This is a genomic window from Cupriavidus sp. 94F1 (assembly GCF_057798875.1).
This window is the reverse complement of the sequence record NZ_JBYOJT010000003.1, coordinates 76,275-91,023: the sequence shown is the minus strand read 5'-3', so window position 1 is coordinate 91,023 and position 14,749 is coordinate 76,275. Positions and strand designations below refer to the sequence as shown.

General features: G+C 67.6%; 14 protein-coding genes. 8 read left to right on the top strand and 6 right to left on the bottom strand.

From position 1 onward, the window contains the following. Nucleotides 1–6 precede the first annotated feature (6 nt). The 3 genes from AC3FJ6_RS08130 (at nucleotide 7) to cmdF (ending at nucleotide 5,034) form a co-directional block, all read left to right on the top strand. A complete protein-coding gene (locus AC3FJ6_RS08130) occupies nucleotides 7–2,016 on the top strand; it encodes a sensor histidine kinase (protein WP_488771436.1) in 2,010 nt (669 codons plus the stop codon). A gap of 23 nt (nucleotides 2,017–2,039) precedes the next feature. Beyond that, nucleotides 2,040–3,362 (top strand): sigma-54-dependent transcriptional regulator, encoded by a 1,323-nt coding sequence (locus AC3FJ6_RS08125; RefSeq protein ID WP_400395165.1) that lies wholly within the window; start codon nucleotides 2,040–2,042, stop codon nucleotides 3,360–3,362. 67 nt (nucleotides 3,363–3,429) lie between these two features. Then, nucleotides 3,430–5,034 (top strand): tyrosine 2,3-aminomutase, encoded by a 1,605-nt coding sequence (gene cmdF / locus AC3FJ6_RS08120; protein ID WP_488771435.1) that lies wholly within the window; start codon nucleotides 3,430–3,432, stop codon nucleotides 5,032–5,034. 7 nt (nucleotides 5,035–5,041) lie between these two features. Here the strand turns inward: cmdF and AC3FJ6_RS08115 are convergent, their stop codons facing one another. From AC3FJ6_RS08115 to AC3FJ6_RS08105, 3 genes are all read right to left on the bottom strand, one after another. Beyond that, the gene (locus AC3FJ6_RS08115) at nucleotides 5,042–7,150 is read right to left on the bottom strand and encodes an ATP-dependent helicase (RefSeq protein ID WP_488771434.1); all 2,109 of its coding nucleotides are present in this window, start codon (nucleotides 7,148–7,150) and stop codon (nucleotides 5,042–5,044) included. Nucleotides 7,151–7,301: 151 nt separating this feature from the next. Continuing rightward, on the bottom strand, nucleotides 7,302–7,838 hold the full coding sequence (locus AC3FJ6_RS08110) for a TlpA disulfide reductase family protein (protein ID WP_488771432.1): 537 nt from the start codon (nucleotides 7,836–7,838) through the stop codon (nucleotides 7,302–7,304). A gap of 129 nt (nucleotides 7,839–7,967) precedes the next feature. Next, nucleotides 7,968–8,462: a thioredoxin fold domain-containing protein gene (locus tag AC3FJ6_RS08105; RefSeq protein WP_488771431.1), complete on the bottom strand. Its 495-nt coding sequence runs from the start codon at nucleotides 8,460–8,462 to the stop codon at nucleotides 7,968–7,970. 137 nt (nucleotides 8,463–8,599) lie between these two features. On the opposite strand from AC3FJ6_RS08105, the gene AC3FJ6_RS08100 reads away from it, so the two are divergent. From AC3FJ6_RS08100 to AC3FJ6_RS08090, 3 genes are all read left to right on the top strand, one after another. Beyond that, entirely contained in the window at nucleotides 8,600–9,250 is a 651-nt protein-coding gene (locus AC3FJ6_RS08100; RefSeq protein ID WP_488771430.1) for a hypothetical protein, read from the top strand. Nucleotides 9,251–9,343: 93 nt separating this feature from the next. Beyond that, on the top strand, nucleotides 9,344–9,997 hold the full coding sequence (locus AC3FJ6_RS08095; protein ID WP_488771429.1) for a LysE family transporter: 654 nt from the start codon (nucleotides 9,344–9,346) through the stop codon (nucleotides 9,995–9,997). An 83-nt stretch (nucleotides 9,998–10,080) separates the two neighbouring features. Continuing rightward, nucleotides 10,081–10,206: a hypothetical protein gene (locus tag AC3FJ6_RS08090; protein ID WP_302847671.1), complete on the top strand. Its 126-nt coding sequence runs from the start codon at nucleotides 10,081–10,083 to the stop codon at nucleotides 10,204–10,206. Nucleotides 10,207–10,278: 72 nt separating this feature from the next. Here AC3FJ6_RS08090 and AC3FJ6_RS08085 read toward each other — a convergent pair whose 3' ends face one another. The 3 genes from AC3FJ6_RS08085 to AC3FJ6_RS08075 all read right to left on the bottom strand — a co-directional run bounded on the left by AC3FJ6_RS08085 (nucleotide 10,279) and on the right by AC3FJ6_RS08075 (nucleotide 13,015). After that, the gene (locus tag AC3FJ6_RS08085; RefSeq protein WP_488771428.1) at nucleotides 10,279–11,112 is read right to left on the bottom strand and encodes a YEATS-associated helix-containing protein; all 834 of its coding nucleotides are present in this window, start codon (nucleotides 11,110–11,112) and stop codon (nucleotides 10,279–10,281) included. A 15-nt stretch (nucleotides 11,113–11,127) separates the two neighbouring features. Beyond that, nucleotides 11,128–12,666, bottom strand: coding sequence for a YifB family Mg chelatase-like AAA ATPase (locus AC3FJ6_RS08080; protein WP_488771427.1), 1,539 nt, complete (start codon nucleotides 12,664–12,666; stop codon nucleotides 11,128–11,130). Nucleotides 12,667–12,751: 85 nt separating this feature from the next. Further along, nucleotides 12,752–13,015, bottom strand: a complete 264-nt coding sequence (locus tag AC3FJ6_RS08075) for an accessory factor UbiK family protein (RefSeq protein WP_066739835.1) — start codon at nucleotides 13,013–13,015, stop codon at nucleotides 12,752–12,754. A 525-nt stretch (nucleotides 13,016–13,540) separates the two neighbouring features. Here AC3FJ6_RS08075 and AC3FJ6_RS08070 point away from each other — a divergent pair. Beyond that, nucleotides 13,541–14,344 (top strand): TorF family putative porin, encoded by an 804-nt coding sequence (locus AC3FJ6_RS08070; protein WP_488771425.1) that lies wholly within the window; start codon nucleotides 13,541–13,543, stop codon nucleotides 14,342–14,344. A 64-nt stretch (nucleotides 14,345–14,408) separates the two neighbouring features. Next, nucleotides 14,409–14,747 carry a P-II family nitrogen regulator gene (locus tag AC3FJ6_RS08065; RefSeq protein ID WP_066739826.1) on the top strand — a complete coding sequence of 113 codons (339 nt, stop codon included), beginning with the start codon at nucleotides 14,409–14,411 and terminating at the stop codon, nucleotides 14,745–14,747. The last annotated feature ends 2 nt before the right edge of the window (nucleotides 14,748–14,749 follow it).

The window sequence follows — 14,749 nt, the reverse complement described above, 5'->3', positions numbered from 1 at the left end:
GCGCCGATGCCCCATTCCGACGACTTCCTTGCCGTGCATGACCCCGCACCGCCTGACTCCGTGCACGCGCCGGAGCACAGTTCGCGCTGGTGGGGCTTTGCCGTTGCGCTGCTGGCCGGCCTGCTGGTGCTGTGCACGCTGACCTGGCTGCTGTCGGTGCAGCGCGGCATCGTCGCGTTGCAGCAGTCCACGGCCATGCGTGCCGACCGGTACGCCGGCACCCTCGAATCCACGCTCGACCGCTACGAATTCCTGCCTGCGCTGGTGTCGCTGCACCCGTCCGTGCGTGCGCTGCTGGCGTCGCCGCAAGACCCGGCACGCATCGCGGCCGTCAATGACTACCTGGTGGAGGTCAACCGGCGCGCCCGGGCATCGGCCACCTACGTGATCGCCGCGAACGGCCTGGCGCTGGCCGCCAGCAACCACGGGGAGCCGGGCAGCTTCGTCGGCACCGACTATCGCTTCCGTCCGTATTTCCAGATGGCCTCGCGCGGCGAGGTGGGCCGCTTCTATGCCATTGGCGTGACCAGCGACGAACCGGGCTACTACATCGCCCAGCCGATCGAGGCCGGCGGCAAGGTGATCGGCGTGACGGTGGTCAAGCTGAACCTGGAATGGTTCCAACGCGCCGGCTCGGGCCGGGGAGAGCCGCTGATGGTGTCCGACGACCACGGCGTGATCTTCCTGTCGTCGGTGCCCGGCTGGCAGTACCGCACGCTGCGGCCGCTGCCGCCGGCGCTGCAGGCCGAACTGCATCGCACGCGCCAGTACCACGATGTGGACGTCACGCCGCTGCCGATGCAGTCGCTGGCGTCGCCCGTCATGCGCTGGCTGGCCGACAACACGCTGTCCGATGGCCAGCGCCTGGTGCGGGTAGGCCCGACCGGCCGGCGCGATGGCGAGGGCGCGTCCGATGGCGGGGAGGGTGCGGGCCTGGGCTTCGGCCTGGCCGACACCGGCGGCGACCGCTACCTTGAAATCAACCGCACGGTAGGCCCGGCCGGATGGAACATGCAGGTCATGGCGCCGCTGGACCCGGTGCTGGCCAATGCCCGCAGCGCGACCATCGGCGCCGCGCTGGCGTACGCGTGCATCTGCCTGCTGCTGGTGAACCTGCGCCAGCGCCGCCAGCGGGCGCGCGACATGCTGTACAGCCGCCGCCTGCTGGAAGCCGCCTACGACGAGCTGGAGCGCCGCGTCGAAGCGCGTACCGCCGACCTGATGGCCATCAACGAACAACTCGAAGGCGAGGTGGCCGAGCGCACGCGCGCCGAAGGCGAATTGCGCGCGACCCAGGACGAACTGGTGCAGGCCAGCAAGCTGGCCGCGCTGGGCCAGATGGCGGCGGGCATCACGCACGAACTCAACCAGCCGCTCGCGGCGCTGCGTACGTTCTCCGACAACACCCGGGTGCTGCTGGAGCGCGGGCAGCTCGATGCCGCGACGGGCAACCTGTCGGCCATCGCCGACCTGACCGAGCGCATGGGCAAGATCACGGGCCAGCTCAAGCTGTTTGCCGGCAAGGCACGCCAGCGCCGCAATGCCGTGCGTGTGCGTGCCGCGCTGGATCATGTGCTGCAGCTGATCGCCCCGCGCCTGGGCCAGGTGATGCTGCGCATACGCGGGCTGGACGGCGAGTCCGCCGACCTGGCCGTGTGGGCCGACGAATTGAAGCTCGAACAGGTGCTGCTGAACCTGGTGGGCAACGCGCTCGACGCCATTACCGCCGTGGGCCGACCCGATGGCCGGGTGGACATCGACGTCGCCGCCACCGACGAGCAGGTACGTATCGCGGTGCGCGACAATGGCACCGGCATTGCGCCGGACGCGTTGCCACGCCTGTTCGAGCCGTTCTACACGACCAAGGAAATCGGCCAGGGCCTGGGGCTCGGGCTGGCCATCTCGTCGTCGATCGTGCGCGAGTTCGGCGGCCAGCTGGTGGCCGGCGATGCAGAAGGCGGCGGCGCGGAATTTGTGGTGACGTTGCGGCGGGCGCGCCAGCCCGTGGCGGCGTGATGAGGAAACGCGAAATGATTGCGATGCAAGACGGGCTGCGCGTGCTGTTTGTCGAAGACGAACCGCTGGTGCGCCAGGCCACGGCACAGAGCCTGGAACTGGCCGGATTCGCGGTGCTGGCGCTGCCGTCGGCGGAGGCCGCGATGCCGCACCTGAGCGCCGACTTCCCGGGCGTGCTGGTGACCGACGTGCGCCTGGGCGGCGCGTCGGGGCTGGACCTGCTGCACCACTGCCGCAACGTGGCGCCAGGCCTGCCGGTGATCCTGGTGACCGGGCATGGCGATATTACGATGGCGGTGCAGGCGATGCGCGAGGGCGCCTACGACTTCATCGAGAAACCGTTCGGCGCGGACCGCCTGACCGATACCGTGCGCCGGGCGCTGGAGCGCCGTGCACTGGAACTCGAAAACGTGGCGCTGCGCCGTGAACTGGCCGGCCCGGCGGCCGGCACGCGCATCATCGGCCGGTCGCCGGCCATTGCCCAGGTGCGCGGGCTGATCGCCAATGTGGCCGAAACCGATGTGCCGGTGATGATCAACGGCGAGACCGGCACCGGCAAGGAACTGGTGGCGCGCAGCCTGCACGCGCTGTCCACGCGCCGCGACGCGCCATTCATCGCGCTGAACTGCGGCGCGGTGCCGGAATCGATCTTCGAAAGCGAGATGTTCGGCCACGAGGCGGGCGCGTTCACGGGCGCGGGCAAGCGCCGCATCGGCAAGCTCGAACATGCGTCGGGCGGCACGCTGTTCCTGGACGAGATCGAGAGCATGCCGCTGGCGCTGCAGGTGAAGCTGCTGCGCGTGCTGCAGGAAGGCACGCTGGAGCGGCTGGGCTCGAACGCATCGCTGCCGATCGACGTGCGCATCGTCGCCGCCGCCAAGGGCGACATGGAGTCGCTGGTGGCGCAGGGCGCGTTCCGGCAGGATCTGCTGTACCGCCTCAATGTGGTGACGATTCCGCTGCCGCCGCTGCGCGAGCGTCGCGAGGATATCGTGCCGCTGTTCGAGCACTTCATGCTGGTGGCCGCCGTGCGCTACCAGCGGCCGGCCCCGATCCTGTCCGAGATGCAGCGCCAGCAGCTGATGCAACGCCCGTGGCCCGGCAATGTGCGCGAGCTGCGCAATGCGGCAGACCGCCTGGTGCTGGGCGTGCCCGAGGGCGGCCATGCCGGCAAGGCCGAAGGCGGCGACGAATCGATTCCGCTGCGCGAGCGGATGGAGCGCTACGAGCGCGCCGTGATCGCCGATACGCTCGCGCGCACGGGCGGCGCCGTCAGCCAGGCCGCCGATCTGCTGCAGGTGGGCAAGGCGACGCTCTACGACAAGATCAAACGCTACGGACTGTAACGGCTGCGGCAGGGCGAATCGGGCGCGGTACACTCTCGCCCCTGCCTTGATCCCTACCGCACGCCCCATGACCGACACCGCATCCCAAGCCGCCATCGACGGCTACCAGCTCCGCCCCGAAGCCGTCGCCGCCATCGCCCAAGGCAAGTTGACCGCGCACGTTCCTGCCGACGTCCTCGACAAGGTGCGCGACGCCCGGGCCCGCTTCGAGCAAGTGGCAGCCACCAATGTGCCGATCTATGGCGTGTCCACCGGGTTTGGCGAACTGGTCCACAACTGGGTCGATATCGAACACGGCCGCGCGCTGCAGGAGAACCTGCTGCGCAGCCACTGCGCCGGCGTGGGGCCGCTGTTCTCGCGCGATGAAGTGCGGGCCATGATGGTGGCGCGCGCCAACGCGCTGTCGCGTGGCTATTCGGCGGTGCGCCCGGTGGTGATCGAGCAGCTGCTCAAATACCTGGCCGCCGGCATCACGCCGGCCGTGCCGCAGGTGGGATCGCTCGGTGCCAGCGGCGACCTTGCGCCGCTATCGCACGTGGCCATCACGCTGATCGGCGAAGGCAAGGTGCTGACCGCCGATGGCGGCACGGCGCCCACTGCCGACGTGCTGCGACAGCACGGCATTGCCCCGATCACGCTGGCGTACAAGGAAGGGTTGGCGCTGATCAATGGCACTTCCGCCATGACCGGGGTGTCGTGCCTGCTGCTGGAGACGCTGCGCGCGCAGGTCCGGCAGGCCGAAGCCATTGCGGCGCTGGCGCTGGAAGGACTGTCGGCATCGGCCGATGCGTTCATGGCGCACGGCCACGACATCGCCAAGCCACACCCCGGCCAGGTCAGCTCCGCCGCCAACCTGCGCGCGCTGCTGGCCGGCTCGACGCGGCTGGCCGGGCACGACACGCTCAGCGCGGAGATGAAGCATCGCGCCGGCGACGAAAAGAACACCGGCACGGGCGTGTTCATCCAGAAGGCCTACACGCTGCGCTGCATCCCGCAGGTGCTCGGCGCCGTGCGCGATACGCTGGATCACTGTGCCAACGTGGTGACGCGCGAACTCAATTCATCGAACGACAACCCGCTGTTCTTTGACGATGACGCGCTGTTCCACGGCGGCAATTTCCACGGCCAGCAGGTGGCCTTCGCGATGGACTTCCTGGCCATCGCCGCCACGCAACTGGGCGTGATGGCCGAACGCCGCCTGAACCGCCTGCTGAGCCCGCACCTGAACAATCGCCTGCCCGCCTTCCTGGCCGCCGCCAACGAAGGCCTGTCGTGCGGCTTTGCCGGCGCCCAGTACCCGGCCACGGCGCTGGTGGCCGAGAACCGCACGATCTGCAGCCCGGCCAGCATCCAGAGCGTGCCGTCCAACGGCGACAACCAGGACGTGGTCAGCATGGGGCTGATCTCGGCCCGCAACGCGCGCCGCATCCTGGATAACAACCAGTACATCCTGGCGCTGGAGCTGCTGGCCGCGTGCCAGGCGGCGGAACTGGCCGGCGCGGTCGAGCACCTGTCGCCAGCCGGCCGCGCGGTCTTCGCCTTCGTGCGCGAACACGTGCCGTTCCTGGACACGGACCGCTACATGACCGACGAGATCGAACGCGTGGCCGCGCTGCTGCGCGACGGGGCGCTGGTGGAAGTGGTGCGTCAGGCGGGGGTGGCGCTGGCCTGATGGCCGCCTATTTCCACATGTTGCGCATGCGGGATGCCAGATCGACCTGCGGCAAGGACGCCTTGTCCTGCCCTTCGCCGGGCATCGGCGGGGGCGGCCACGACCGGCTGTAGAAATTCGGCATCACGCGGTTCGGCAGGAAGCGCGTGCGCGACGCGTAGACATGGCGGTCGCCAAAACCCACCTGGTTGTGCACGTAGAACCGCTGGGGGACGATCACGTCGAGATGGTCGCGCGCGCGCGTCATGGCCACGTACAGCAGGCGGCGTTCTTCCTCGATTTCCTCGGTGGTGCCGGTGGCCAGGTCGGACGGCATGCAGCCGTCCACGGCGTTGAGCACGTACACGGCCTTCCATTCCTGGCCCTTGGCCGAATGGATGGTCGACAGGATCAGGTAGTCCTCGTCACGCGACGGCACGCCCGATTCGTCACTGGACGCGCTGGGCGGGTCCAGCGTCAGTTCGGTCAGAAAACGCTCGCGCGACGCATAGGTGGCCGCGATGCGCTCGATCTGCTGCAGGTCGGCCTGGCGCGCGGCGGCATCGTCGTGCATGCGCTCCAGATGTGGCGCGTACCACGCCACCACCTGTTCGAACTCCGACGGCCACGGCGACGTGGGCGCCATCAGCGTGCGGGCCAGCGTCAGCAGGTCGTCCCACGCGGGCGCGGCAGCGGGCGGGGCCTCGAAGGCCTCCAGCGCCACCAAAGGCTCGGTGGCCGCTTCCAGCCCTTCGAGCACGCGCGCGGCGGTCTTCGGCCCGATACCGGGCAGCAGCTGCAGCGTGCGGAAGCCGGCCATGCGGTCGCGCGGGTTTTCCAGCCAGCGCAACACGGCCATCACGTCCTTCACGTGCGTCGATTCCAGAAATTTCAGGCCGCCGAACTTCACGAACGGGATGTTGCGCCGGGCCAGTTCGATTTCGACCTGCGCACTGTGGTCGGCGGCGCGGAACAGCACCGCCTGCTGCATCAGCGCCAGGCCCGATTCGCGTCGTGCCAGCACCTGCTCGACCACAAAGCGCGCCTGGTCGGCTTCGTCGTTGACCACCACCACGCCGGGCTTTTCGGCCGACTCGCGCAGCGACCAGAGGTCCTTGGTGAAGCGTTCGGCCGCCAGGCCGATCACTGCGTTGGCGGCTTGCAGGATCGGCTGCGTGGAACGGTAGTTCTGCGACAGCGTGACCTGTTCGGCAGCCGGCGTGAACTGCGTCGGGAAATCGAGGATGTTGCGCACCGTGGCGCCACGGAAGGCGTAGATCGACTGCGCGTCGTCCCCCACCACGGTCAGGCCACGGCCCTGCGGCTTCAGCGCCATCAGGATCGACGCCTGCAGCGCGTTGGTGTCCTGGTACTCGTCGACCAGCACGTGGTCGAAGCGCGCGCCCATGTCCCGCGCCAGCGCGGGCTCGGTCATGGCCTGCGCCCAGTAGAGCAGCAGGTCGTCGTAATCCAGCACCTGCTGCTTCTGCTTGGCCTCGACATAGCCGGCGAACAGCGTCTTGAGCGCGTCCGCCCACATCGCGTAGCGCGGAAACTGGGTCTTGAGCACCACCTCGATCGGCAGTTGGGTGTTGACCACGCGCGAATAGATGGCCAGGCAGGTTTCCTTGCGCGGAAAGCGCGACGCCTGCTCGGACAATCCCAGGTCGTGGCGCACCACGTGCATCAGGTCGGCCGAATCGCCGCGGTCGCTGATCGTGAAGCTCGGCGCCAGGCCAAGCGTCTCGGCGTATTCGCGTAGCAGCCGGGCGCCGATGGCGTGGAAGGTGCCCGACCACTGCAGCGCGGCACGCCCTGCGCCGGACTGGATGCCCAGTGCCTGATCGACAATGCGCTCCACGCGGCGGCCCATCTCGGACGCCGCACGGCGCGAGAACGTCAGCAGCAGGATGCGCCGCGGGTCGGCGCCGCCCACCACCAGGTGCGCGACGCGATGCGCCAGCGTATTGGTCTTGCCCGAGCCCGCGCCGGCAATAATCAGCAGCGGCGCCTCGCCCGCATATTCCACGGCGGCGCGCTGCTCCGGATTCAGCTTGGACAGGTAGGCAGCCGCGTCGCCCGTCTCCGGGGAGAAATCGGCGGGCACGTCGGCTTCAGGGGCGAGATCCGGTAGCACAGCGGGAAGGGCAGAGGGGAGGATTGAGAAAAATCTGGCGCCCACTGTATATCCATACAGCTTCGACTGGCAAGCCGCACGTGCCTGCGCGGCGTCCGGGCAACAAAAAAGGTGCCGCTTGGGCACCTTTTCGACCGGGGACGGCACGCAATCAGGCCGCGCTGGCCAGCGCACCATCCAGCAGCTTGTGCAGCGCATCCCACTCGGGCTCGCCCACGTAGCGTTTCAGGATCTTGCCGTTCTTGTCGACCACGAACGTGGTGGGCGTGAGCTGGACGTCGCCAAAGGCCTTGGCCGCCGAGCCGTCCGAATCCATGGCCACCTTGAACGGCAGTTCGCGCGTCTTGGCGTAGTTGGCCACGTACATCGGCGGGTCATAGTTCATGGCCACGGCCACGAAATCCAGGCCCTTGTCCTTGAACTGCTTGTAGGTGTCGATCATCTGCGGCATTTCCTTGACGCAGGTGGCGCAGCTGGTGGCCCAGAAGTTGACCAGGTAGACCTTGCCCTTCAGATCGGCCGTGCTGACTTTCTGGCCCGACAGCAGCGTGAACGTGGCATCGGGCACCTTGCTGGCTGGCGACATGGCGCGATAGCCAAAGACGCCAAGCAGGGCGACGATCACGACCGCGACGGCGAGCGGCCAGCGTTTGCGCGGGGAAGTGGCGGAAGCAGCAGTATTGGACATGGAATAACGGTACCGGGACAGCCATCGGACAGCGGCTATTCTACTGCCGGGCGCGGAAGCCGGCATCGTGGACGGTCAAGCCCGCCGGGGCTGCGGCAATTCGCCGCAATATGGAAGCGTGTGCCCGCGCTACTGCTGCGCGCCGGGCCGGGCGGCCACCTTGGCGCGGGCCTCGTCGATGGCCTGCTCCAGGTAGGCACCATAGAAATCGGGCTGCATGCCGCGCAGCGGCTTGGCCAGGTTGCGGCCGTGCGGGTCCAGGAACATCACGGTCGGGGCGACCGAGATGTTGTGGGCCTGCGCCCAGCGTTTGGCGGTGGTCATGGTGCCATCGACGTCACGGACCGGCGTATCGGCCGTCATGTCGATTTCCCGCGCGGCAATGTCCCCGGCCGCCACCTGCGGGCCCAGATAGTTGCGGCGCACCGTCTCGCAATAGGTACAGCCGGGCAGGCTGACAAGCACCACCAGCGGCTCGCCCTGCCTGGCGGCTGCGGCCGACTGGGCGCCGATATCGGTCACCGGAGGCAGGTGCACGGTGCCGGCCACGGCGCTGAAGCCGGCCACTGCGGCCAGGCTGGCCAGCCACGGTGCGGCAAGGCGGGGCAGGGAACGGAAGGGCATGGTCACCTCACGGGAAAACGGGCCGGCCGGCGCCTGGGTGGTCGGCAAGGGACGATGGGCGATGAAAGCCACGGGTCGGACATGCGCGGGCGGGCGGCTTCCCGGATAATACCGGCTTGCGCACGAATGCGCTGCCCATGCCGATGCCCCCATCCACGCTCCGCCCCCGTCCGCCCGGTTCGTCCGGTTCGTCCAGCTCGTCCCGTCCCGGCCTGTTTCGCCCCGGTCATTGCCGGCTGCCGCTGCTCGCCCTGCTCTGGCTGGCGCTCGCCGGCTGCTCGCCGCGCTATGACTGGCGGACCATCGTGTCGAACGACGGCAAGTACACCGCCATGTATCCGGCCAAGCCGACCAGCGCCGCGCGCGATGTATCGATTGCCGGCCACAAGCTGCCGATGACCATGGATGCCGCGAACATCGAGGGCACGCTGTTCGCGGTGGGCGTGGTGACGTTGCCCAGCGACGATGCCGCCATGCGCCGCGAAGCCATGGACGCCATGCAGGCCGGACTGGTGGCTAACCTGGGTGCGCACCCCGGGGCACCGGCCCAGGCGCACCCCGTCACGGTGATGTCGGCGGCCCAGCCGCCCGTGTCGCTAGCCGGCGTGGAAGTGTCGGTGGCCGGCGTATCGCCGCAGGACAAGGCGCCGCGCCGCCTCACCGCGCGGCTGGTGGCGTCGGGCGCCCGCGTCTACCAGGCCGTGGTGCTGGAAGCGGGCGACGCCGCCCGCGATACGCGCCAGTCCGAGCAGGTCGAACAGTTCCTGACCGGATTCCACCCGTTCTGAGGCAGACTCGACCGCTTGATCCGATTGAACCGGCTTTAGCCTTTTGCCTTTAGCCTTTCGTCTTTAACCGTTGTTACCTTCAGGAGTGCAGTGATGCGTTGGGAAGTGTGGCTGGCATATTTTGCCGCGTGCTGGGTGATCGCCGTTTCGCCAGGATCGGGCGCGGTGCTGTCCATGAGCCATGGCCTGTCGTATGGCCTGAAGAAGACGTCGACGACGATCCTGGGTCTGCAGACCGGCCTGGTCATCATCCTGCTGGTGGCCGGCGGCGGCCTTGGCGCGCTGCTGCTGGCGTCCGAGGAAGCCTTCCTGGTCGTCAAGACGATTGGCGCGATGTACCTGATCTACCTGGGCTTCCAGCAATGGCGATCCAAAGTGGAGACGACCCCGGAGGACGGCGCCAACGGCCAGGGCGGCGCGGTACGCACGGCGGTCATGAGCCGTCGGCGCCGCTTTGCCACGGGCCTGCTGACCAATGTCACCAATCCCAAGGGCATCATTTTCATGGTGGCGGTCCTGCCGCAGTTCATCGACCCGGGCCATCCGCTGGGCGTGCAACTGGCCATCCTGGCCGCCACGATGTGCTTTGTGGACCTGATCGTGATGCACGGCTACGCGCTGCTGGCGTCGCGCATGCAGGGCCTGTTCCGCAACGCCCGCGCCGTGCGCTGGCAGAACCGCTTCTTCGGCGGCGTGCTGGTGGCCGTGGGCACCGCGCTGTTCTTTGTGCGCCGGCATCACACCTGAAGCCACCCCGGCGGCCGAATGGCTGGCGTAGTGCGGCAGCGTTTGCTTCAATGGGGAGTGACCCGGCGTACATGGAGCCCCCGATGCACGATGTCCCCCTGACTGCCCACCGCGAACCCCCTCCCGACGAGCCGCCCCCGCCCGGCTTCCCGGCGGACCAGCCGCCCATCGAGGAACCGCCCCCGCCGCCGCTGGAACCGCCGGTGTGACATGACGAAGGCCCGCGATGCGGGCCTTTTGTCTGGGGATACGCCATGCTTAATGGGTCGGAGGGGTGTCGCTCATGTGGCATTCCTTTTGAAAATTGAGACAAGGGCTGAGAATTCCGGATCCTGACGCACGCGCTCGAGATCGTCCTCGGACGTGAGCGCGGCGACAAGCCAGTCGCGCTGGCTTGCCGTGGCACAGTGCCACGCTCTCAACAGCAAGGGTTTGATCTGGATAAATGGTGTATCGATTAGCGCGCGATAGCACGCGGCGTTGAAGAGCCAGCTAAACACCTCGCTGCCGTCCAGCGCCAGCGCGCGGTCGATGGCGGCTACTGCTTCGGCAGCCCGACCAAGACGCTTCAGACAGTAGGCACGCCATGCCAGGCAGCCCGCATGGTCCGGGTCCGTAGTCAACACGCGGTCTGCTGCGGCAAGTGCGTCTGCATACTGGCCGTTGTCGACCAACTGCATGACTTTCCACATGGCAACTGCACGATTGTTCGCGCGATGCGCATGATCTGTTGCACTTCGTGCCGTGCGTTCTGCCGTCTCTGCAATGGCTTTTGCCTCTTGCGATATTCTCAGGGCCCTGCGGCCGACTGAATCGATAAATTGCTGAGCGAAGTACGCTGCCGCAATGCAAAAGCCAATCAGTACGAAGAGCTTTTCCGGGTGTTCCCTGGATTGGGCGATCAAGGCGCTTGAAATCGAATTCAGGAACATCGGCACCAGAAATGCTGCGGCAACCCCCACGACGGCGCTGGTAATCCAGCCGGGCTCCCGGGTTCCGGTGCGCCACTGCATGAACCGGGCGATGCCACCGCCAATACCGGAAAGCAGGATCGTCGCGAACACGATCCACCACCAGAACTCGGAAAACCATTCGAATGCAACGGAAGTAGTCATTGTTCAATCCCCAAGCTAAGCCGACCGCAGCACCCGCCGATACTGGATCGCCTCCGCCACATGGGCGGCGTTCAGCACCTCGGCGCCTTCCAGGTCGGCGATGGTGCGGGCCACTTTCAGCACCCTGAAGTACGCGCGGGCCGACCAGCCCAGCTTGTCCATCGCGCCGCGCAGCAGGGTCTGCGCGGCGTTGTCGAGCGGGCAGTGGGTGTCGATGGCGCGGCCGGACAGTTCGCTGTTGGGCATGCCCTGGCGCGCCAGCTGGCGGTCTCGGGCGGTCACGGCGCGGGCGCGGACCGTTTCGCTCGGTTCGCCGGGCGGGCCGTCCAGGATGTCGTGCTGGCCCTGGGCGGGTACCTCGATCTGCAGGTCCACGCGGTCGAGCAGCGGGCCCGAGATCCGCGATTGATAGCGTTGCACCTGGTCGGGTGTGCAGCGGCACATGCGGGTGGGGTGTCCCAGGTAGCCGCACGGGCACGGGTTCATTGCCGCGATGAACTGGAAGCGGGCCGGGAAGTCGATTTGCGCCGCCGCACGGGAAATCGTGATTTGGCCGGTTTCCAGCGGTTCGCGCAGGACTTCCAGCACGCGGCGCTCGAACTCTGGCAATTCGTCCAGAAACAGCACGCCATGGTGGGCCAGCGAGATCTCTCCGGGGCGAGGATTGCCGCCGCCACCCACCATCGCGGGCCCGCTCGCGGTGTGGTGCGGGCTGCGGAACGGCCGTCGGCCCCATTGCGATGGCTGGAAACCGCCCGGCGTCAGGCTCAGCACGGCAGCGGCATCGAGCGCCTCGGCCTCGGTCATGGGCGGCAGCAGCCCCGGAAATCGCTGGGCCAGCATCGACTTGCCCGTGCCGGGCGGCCCCACCAGCAGCACGGAATGCTGGCCCGCCGCGGCCACTTCCATGGCACGCCGGGCCTGCAGCTGCCCGCGCACGTCGCGCAGGTCGGGCGCATCGCGCGTATCGGCCACCCGTTGCGGCGGGCGGGCGCGCCGTAGTGCCTGCTCGGGCGGCAGCCCCACGTGATGGCACACCTCGCGCAGCGTGGCGCCGGCATGGACCGTCAGATCCTCCACCAGCGCGGCCTCCGGGCCGTTTTCCATGGCGACGATAAACGCGCGCGGGGGCTGGCCGGCGTCCATCCGTGCCCGGTTGTCGCGCGCCAGGCCCATCGCCATGGCCAGGGCGCCGCGCACCGGGCGCAGATCGCCAGCCAGGGACAGCTCGCCGGCAAACTCGAACGCATCGAGCCCTTCCACCGGCAACTGTCCGCCAGCGGCCAGAATGCCCAGCGCGATGGCCAGGTCGAAGCGCCCCGACTCTTTCGGCAGGTCGGCGGGCGCAAGGTTGACCGTGATACGCCGGTTCGGAAACTCGAAGTCGCTGTTGAGCAGCGCCGCCCGTACGCGCTCGCGGCTTTCGCGGACTTCGGTATCGGCCAGCCCGACGATATTGAGTGCGGGCAGGCCATTGGCAAGGTGGATCTCCACCGACACCGGCGGCGCGTCGATGCCGCTCAGCGCGCGGCTGCGCAGGACTGCAAGGCTCATACGTTTGCGGATTTGTTAAAGAAAAAGGCCACCGGGTGACGGTGGCCTTTCTGGCGATGCGGGGCAGGCGGCTGGTGCCTAGGGGTCATACCCCGGTCGAAGGTGGCGGATTGACGCCGGCGCGGGCTTCCAGGGCGGCCACACGGGCCTCCAGTTCCTCCAGCCGGGCGCGCGTACGTGCCAGTACCTGCGATTGCACGTCGAATTCCTCGCGCGTGACCAGGTCCAGCCGCGCAAAGCCCTGGGTCATCATGCTGCGCACGTTTTTCTCGATGTCCTTGGCCGGCGAATTGCGCAGCGCCTCGCTGACCTTTTGCTGCAGGTCGTTGAAGAGATCGGTCGGTTTCATGGTGAAGCTCCTGTTGTGACCAATGGATCGTTCGGGTCAGGCCGCGCCGGGCAGGCAGTGGCCCAGGCGACGGGCAGTGGCGAATCGGCCAGCCATGCACCGCATTGGGGCGACGGCCCGGGGCCCCGGGCACACGGGACCAGCAGGCCGATGCACCCGACTGGGGCGTATCGCGCCGCTTGCTCGCCGGGCTGGCCCGGCTGTCTCACCGGGACGCCAAGCACGCAGCACTTGACCCGTCATGACGCGGATTATGGCGCTTCGGCGCCCGCCATGAAAGCTCTGACAAGGGCTGGTCACATCTTTTAACGCTTTCCGGGCGCGGCCGAGGGCACTGCGCGGTCTCGTTCCATGTGGTTCCGGAGCCCCGTGGACGCTGCTGCCAGCATGCGTCGCCGCCGGGCGGCGATAGCTGGCACGGCTGTTGCAGTATCGATTGCCAGGAGCGTCAACACCACAAAGCAATAAAGCAGCAGATCCTCAAAAACGAGCCCGCGAAGATTTCAAGGAAAAGGAGAGAACCAGATGAAGACGTCGAGCCTCGCAGTCAGCGCCGCTGCGGTCCTGTTGAGCCTGGCAGCCCCGGTGGCGTTCGCGCAGACCGCCCCGGACACCGCCGCGCCGGCAGCCGCACCCGCCGCCGAGCCGGCATCGCCCCACACATTCAGTGCCAACGTGTCGCTGGTGTCTGACTACCGCTATCGCGGTATCAGCCAGACCAACCTGCGTCCGGCCATCCAGGGCGGGTTCGACTATTCGCACGAGAGCGGCTTCTACGTCGGCAACTGGAACTCGAGCATCAGCTGGCTCGAGGATGCGGACTCGTCGGTCTCGGCGCCCGTGGAAATGGACTTCTACGGCGGCTACAAGAACAAGTTCGGCGTTGGCGGCGAGGAATTCAACTATGACGTCGGCGTGCTGCAGTACTACTACCCGGGCGGCTACACGACCACCCGCCCGTACACGACCGAACTCTACGCCGGCATCGGCTGGGGCCCGGTGTTCCTGAAGTACTCGCACGCGGTGACCAACCTGTTCGGCATCGACGACAGCAAGAACAGCTACTACGTCGACCTGTCGGCCAACGTGCCGCTCAATTTCTGGGATCTGACGCTGAACGCGCACGTGGGCTACCAGGGCGTGACGCATCACAGCGACGCGTCGTACACGGACTGGAAGATCGGCCTGACCAAGGACCTGGGCAAGGGCTTTGCGCTGTCGGTGGCCTATGTGGACACCAACGCCAAGGAGTCGTTCTACACCAGCGCCAACCGTGGCCGCTACCTGGGCAAGGCAGCCGCCTGGGCATCGATCACCAAGACGTTCTAACGCAAACAGCACACATCCCAGCCGGGCGGCCCGAGCCCATCGGGCCGCCTCAAGGAGAACCCCAATGAAACTGATCATTGCAGTCATCAAGCCGTTCAAGCTCGACGAGGTGCGCGAAGCCCTCTCGGACGTGGGCGTATCGGGCATCACGGTTACCGAGGTCAAGGGCTTTGGCCGCCAGAAGGGCCACACCGAACTCTATCGGGGCGCCGAGTACATCGTCGACTTCCTGCCCAAGGTGAAGATCGAGGTGGCGGTGCCCGACGATGTGGTGGAACGCGCCATCGAGGCCATCGAGAAGTCGGCCCGCACCGGCAAGATCGGCGACGGCAAGATCTTTGTCGCCCCCGTTGAACAGGTCATCCGCATCCGCACCGGCGAGACCGGCGGCGATGCGCTGTGACG

Excerpts from the sequence above, each read along its gene's own strand:
- AC3FJ6_RS08075 (WP_066739835.1), bottom strand. The coding sequence starts at position 13,015 with ATGAAACCGACCGATCTCTTCAACGACCTGCAGCAAAAGGTCAGCGAG.
- AC3FJ6_RS08110 (WP_488771432.1), bottom strand. The coding sequence starts at position 7,838 with ATGTCCAATACTGCTGCTTCCGCCACTTCCCCGCGCAAACGCTGGCCG.
- AC3FJ6_RS08080 (WP_488771427.1), bottom strand. The coding sequence starts at position 12,666 with ATGAGCCTTGCAGTCCTGCGCAGCCGCGCGCTGAGCGGCATCGACGCG.
- cmdF (WP_488771435.1), top strand. The coding sequence starts at position 3,430 with ATGACCGACACCGCATCCCAAGCCGCCATCGACGGCTACCAGCTCCGC.
- AC3FJ6_RS08125 (WP_400395165.1), top strand. The coding sequence starts at position 2,040 with ATGCAAGACGGGCTGCGCGTGCTGTTTGTCGAAGACGAACCGCTGGTG.
- AC3FJ6_RS08065 (WP_066739826.1), top strand. The coding sequence starts at position 14,409 with ATGAAACTGATCATTGCAGTCATCAAGCCGTTCAAGCTCGACGAGGTG.
- AC3FJ6_RS08130 (WP_488771436.1), top strand. The coding sequence starts at position 7 with ATGCCCCATTCCGACGACTTCCTTGCCGTGCATGACCCCGCACCGCCT.
- AC3FJ6_RS08105 (WP_488771431.1), bottom strand. The coding sequence starts at position 8,462 with ATGCCCTTCCGTTCCCTGCCCCGCCTTGCCGCACCGTGGCTGGCCAGC.
- AC3FJ6_RS08095 (WP_488771429.1), top strand. The coding sequence starts at position 9,344 with ATGCGTTGGGAAGTGTGGCTGGCATATTTTGCCGCGTGCTGGGTGATC.
- AC3FJ6_RS08070 (WP_488771425.1), top strand. The coding sequence starts at position 13,541 with ATGAAGACGTCGAGCCTCGCAGTCAGCGCCGCTGCGGTCCTGTTGAGC.
- AC3FJ6_RS08085 (WP_488771428.1), bottom strand. The coding sequence starts at position 11,112 with ATGACTACTTCCGTTGCATTCGAATGGTTTTCCGAGTTCTGGTGGTGG.
- AC3FJ6_RS08100 (WP_488771430.1), top strand. The coding sequence starts at position 8,600 with ATGCCGATGCCCCCATCCACGCTCCGCCCCCGTCCGCCCGGTTCGTCC.
- AC3FJ6_RS08090 (WP_302847671.1), top strand. The coding sequence starts at position 10,081 with ATGCACGATGTCCCCCTGACTGCCCACCGCGAACCCCCTCCCGACGAG.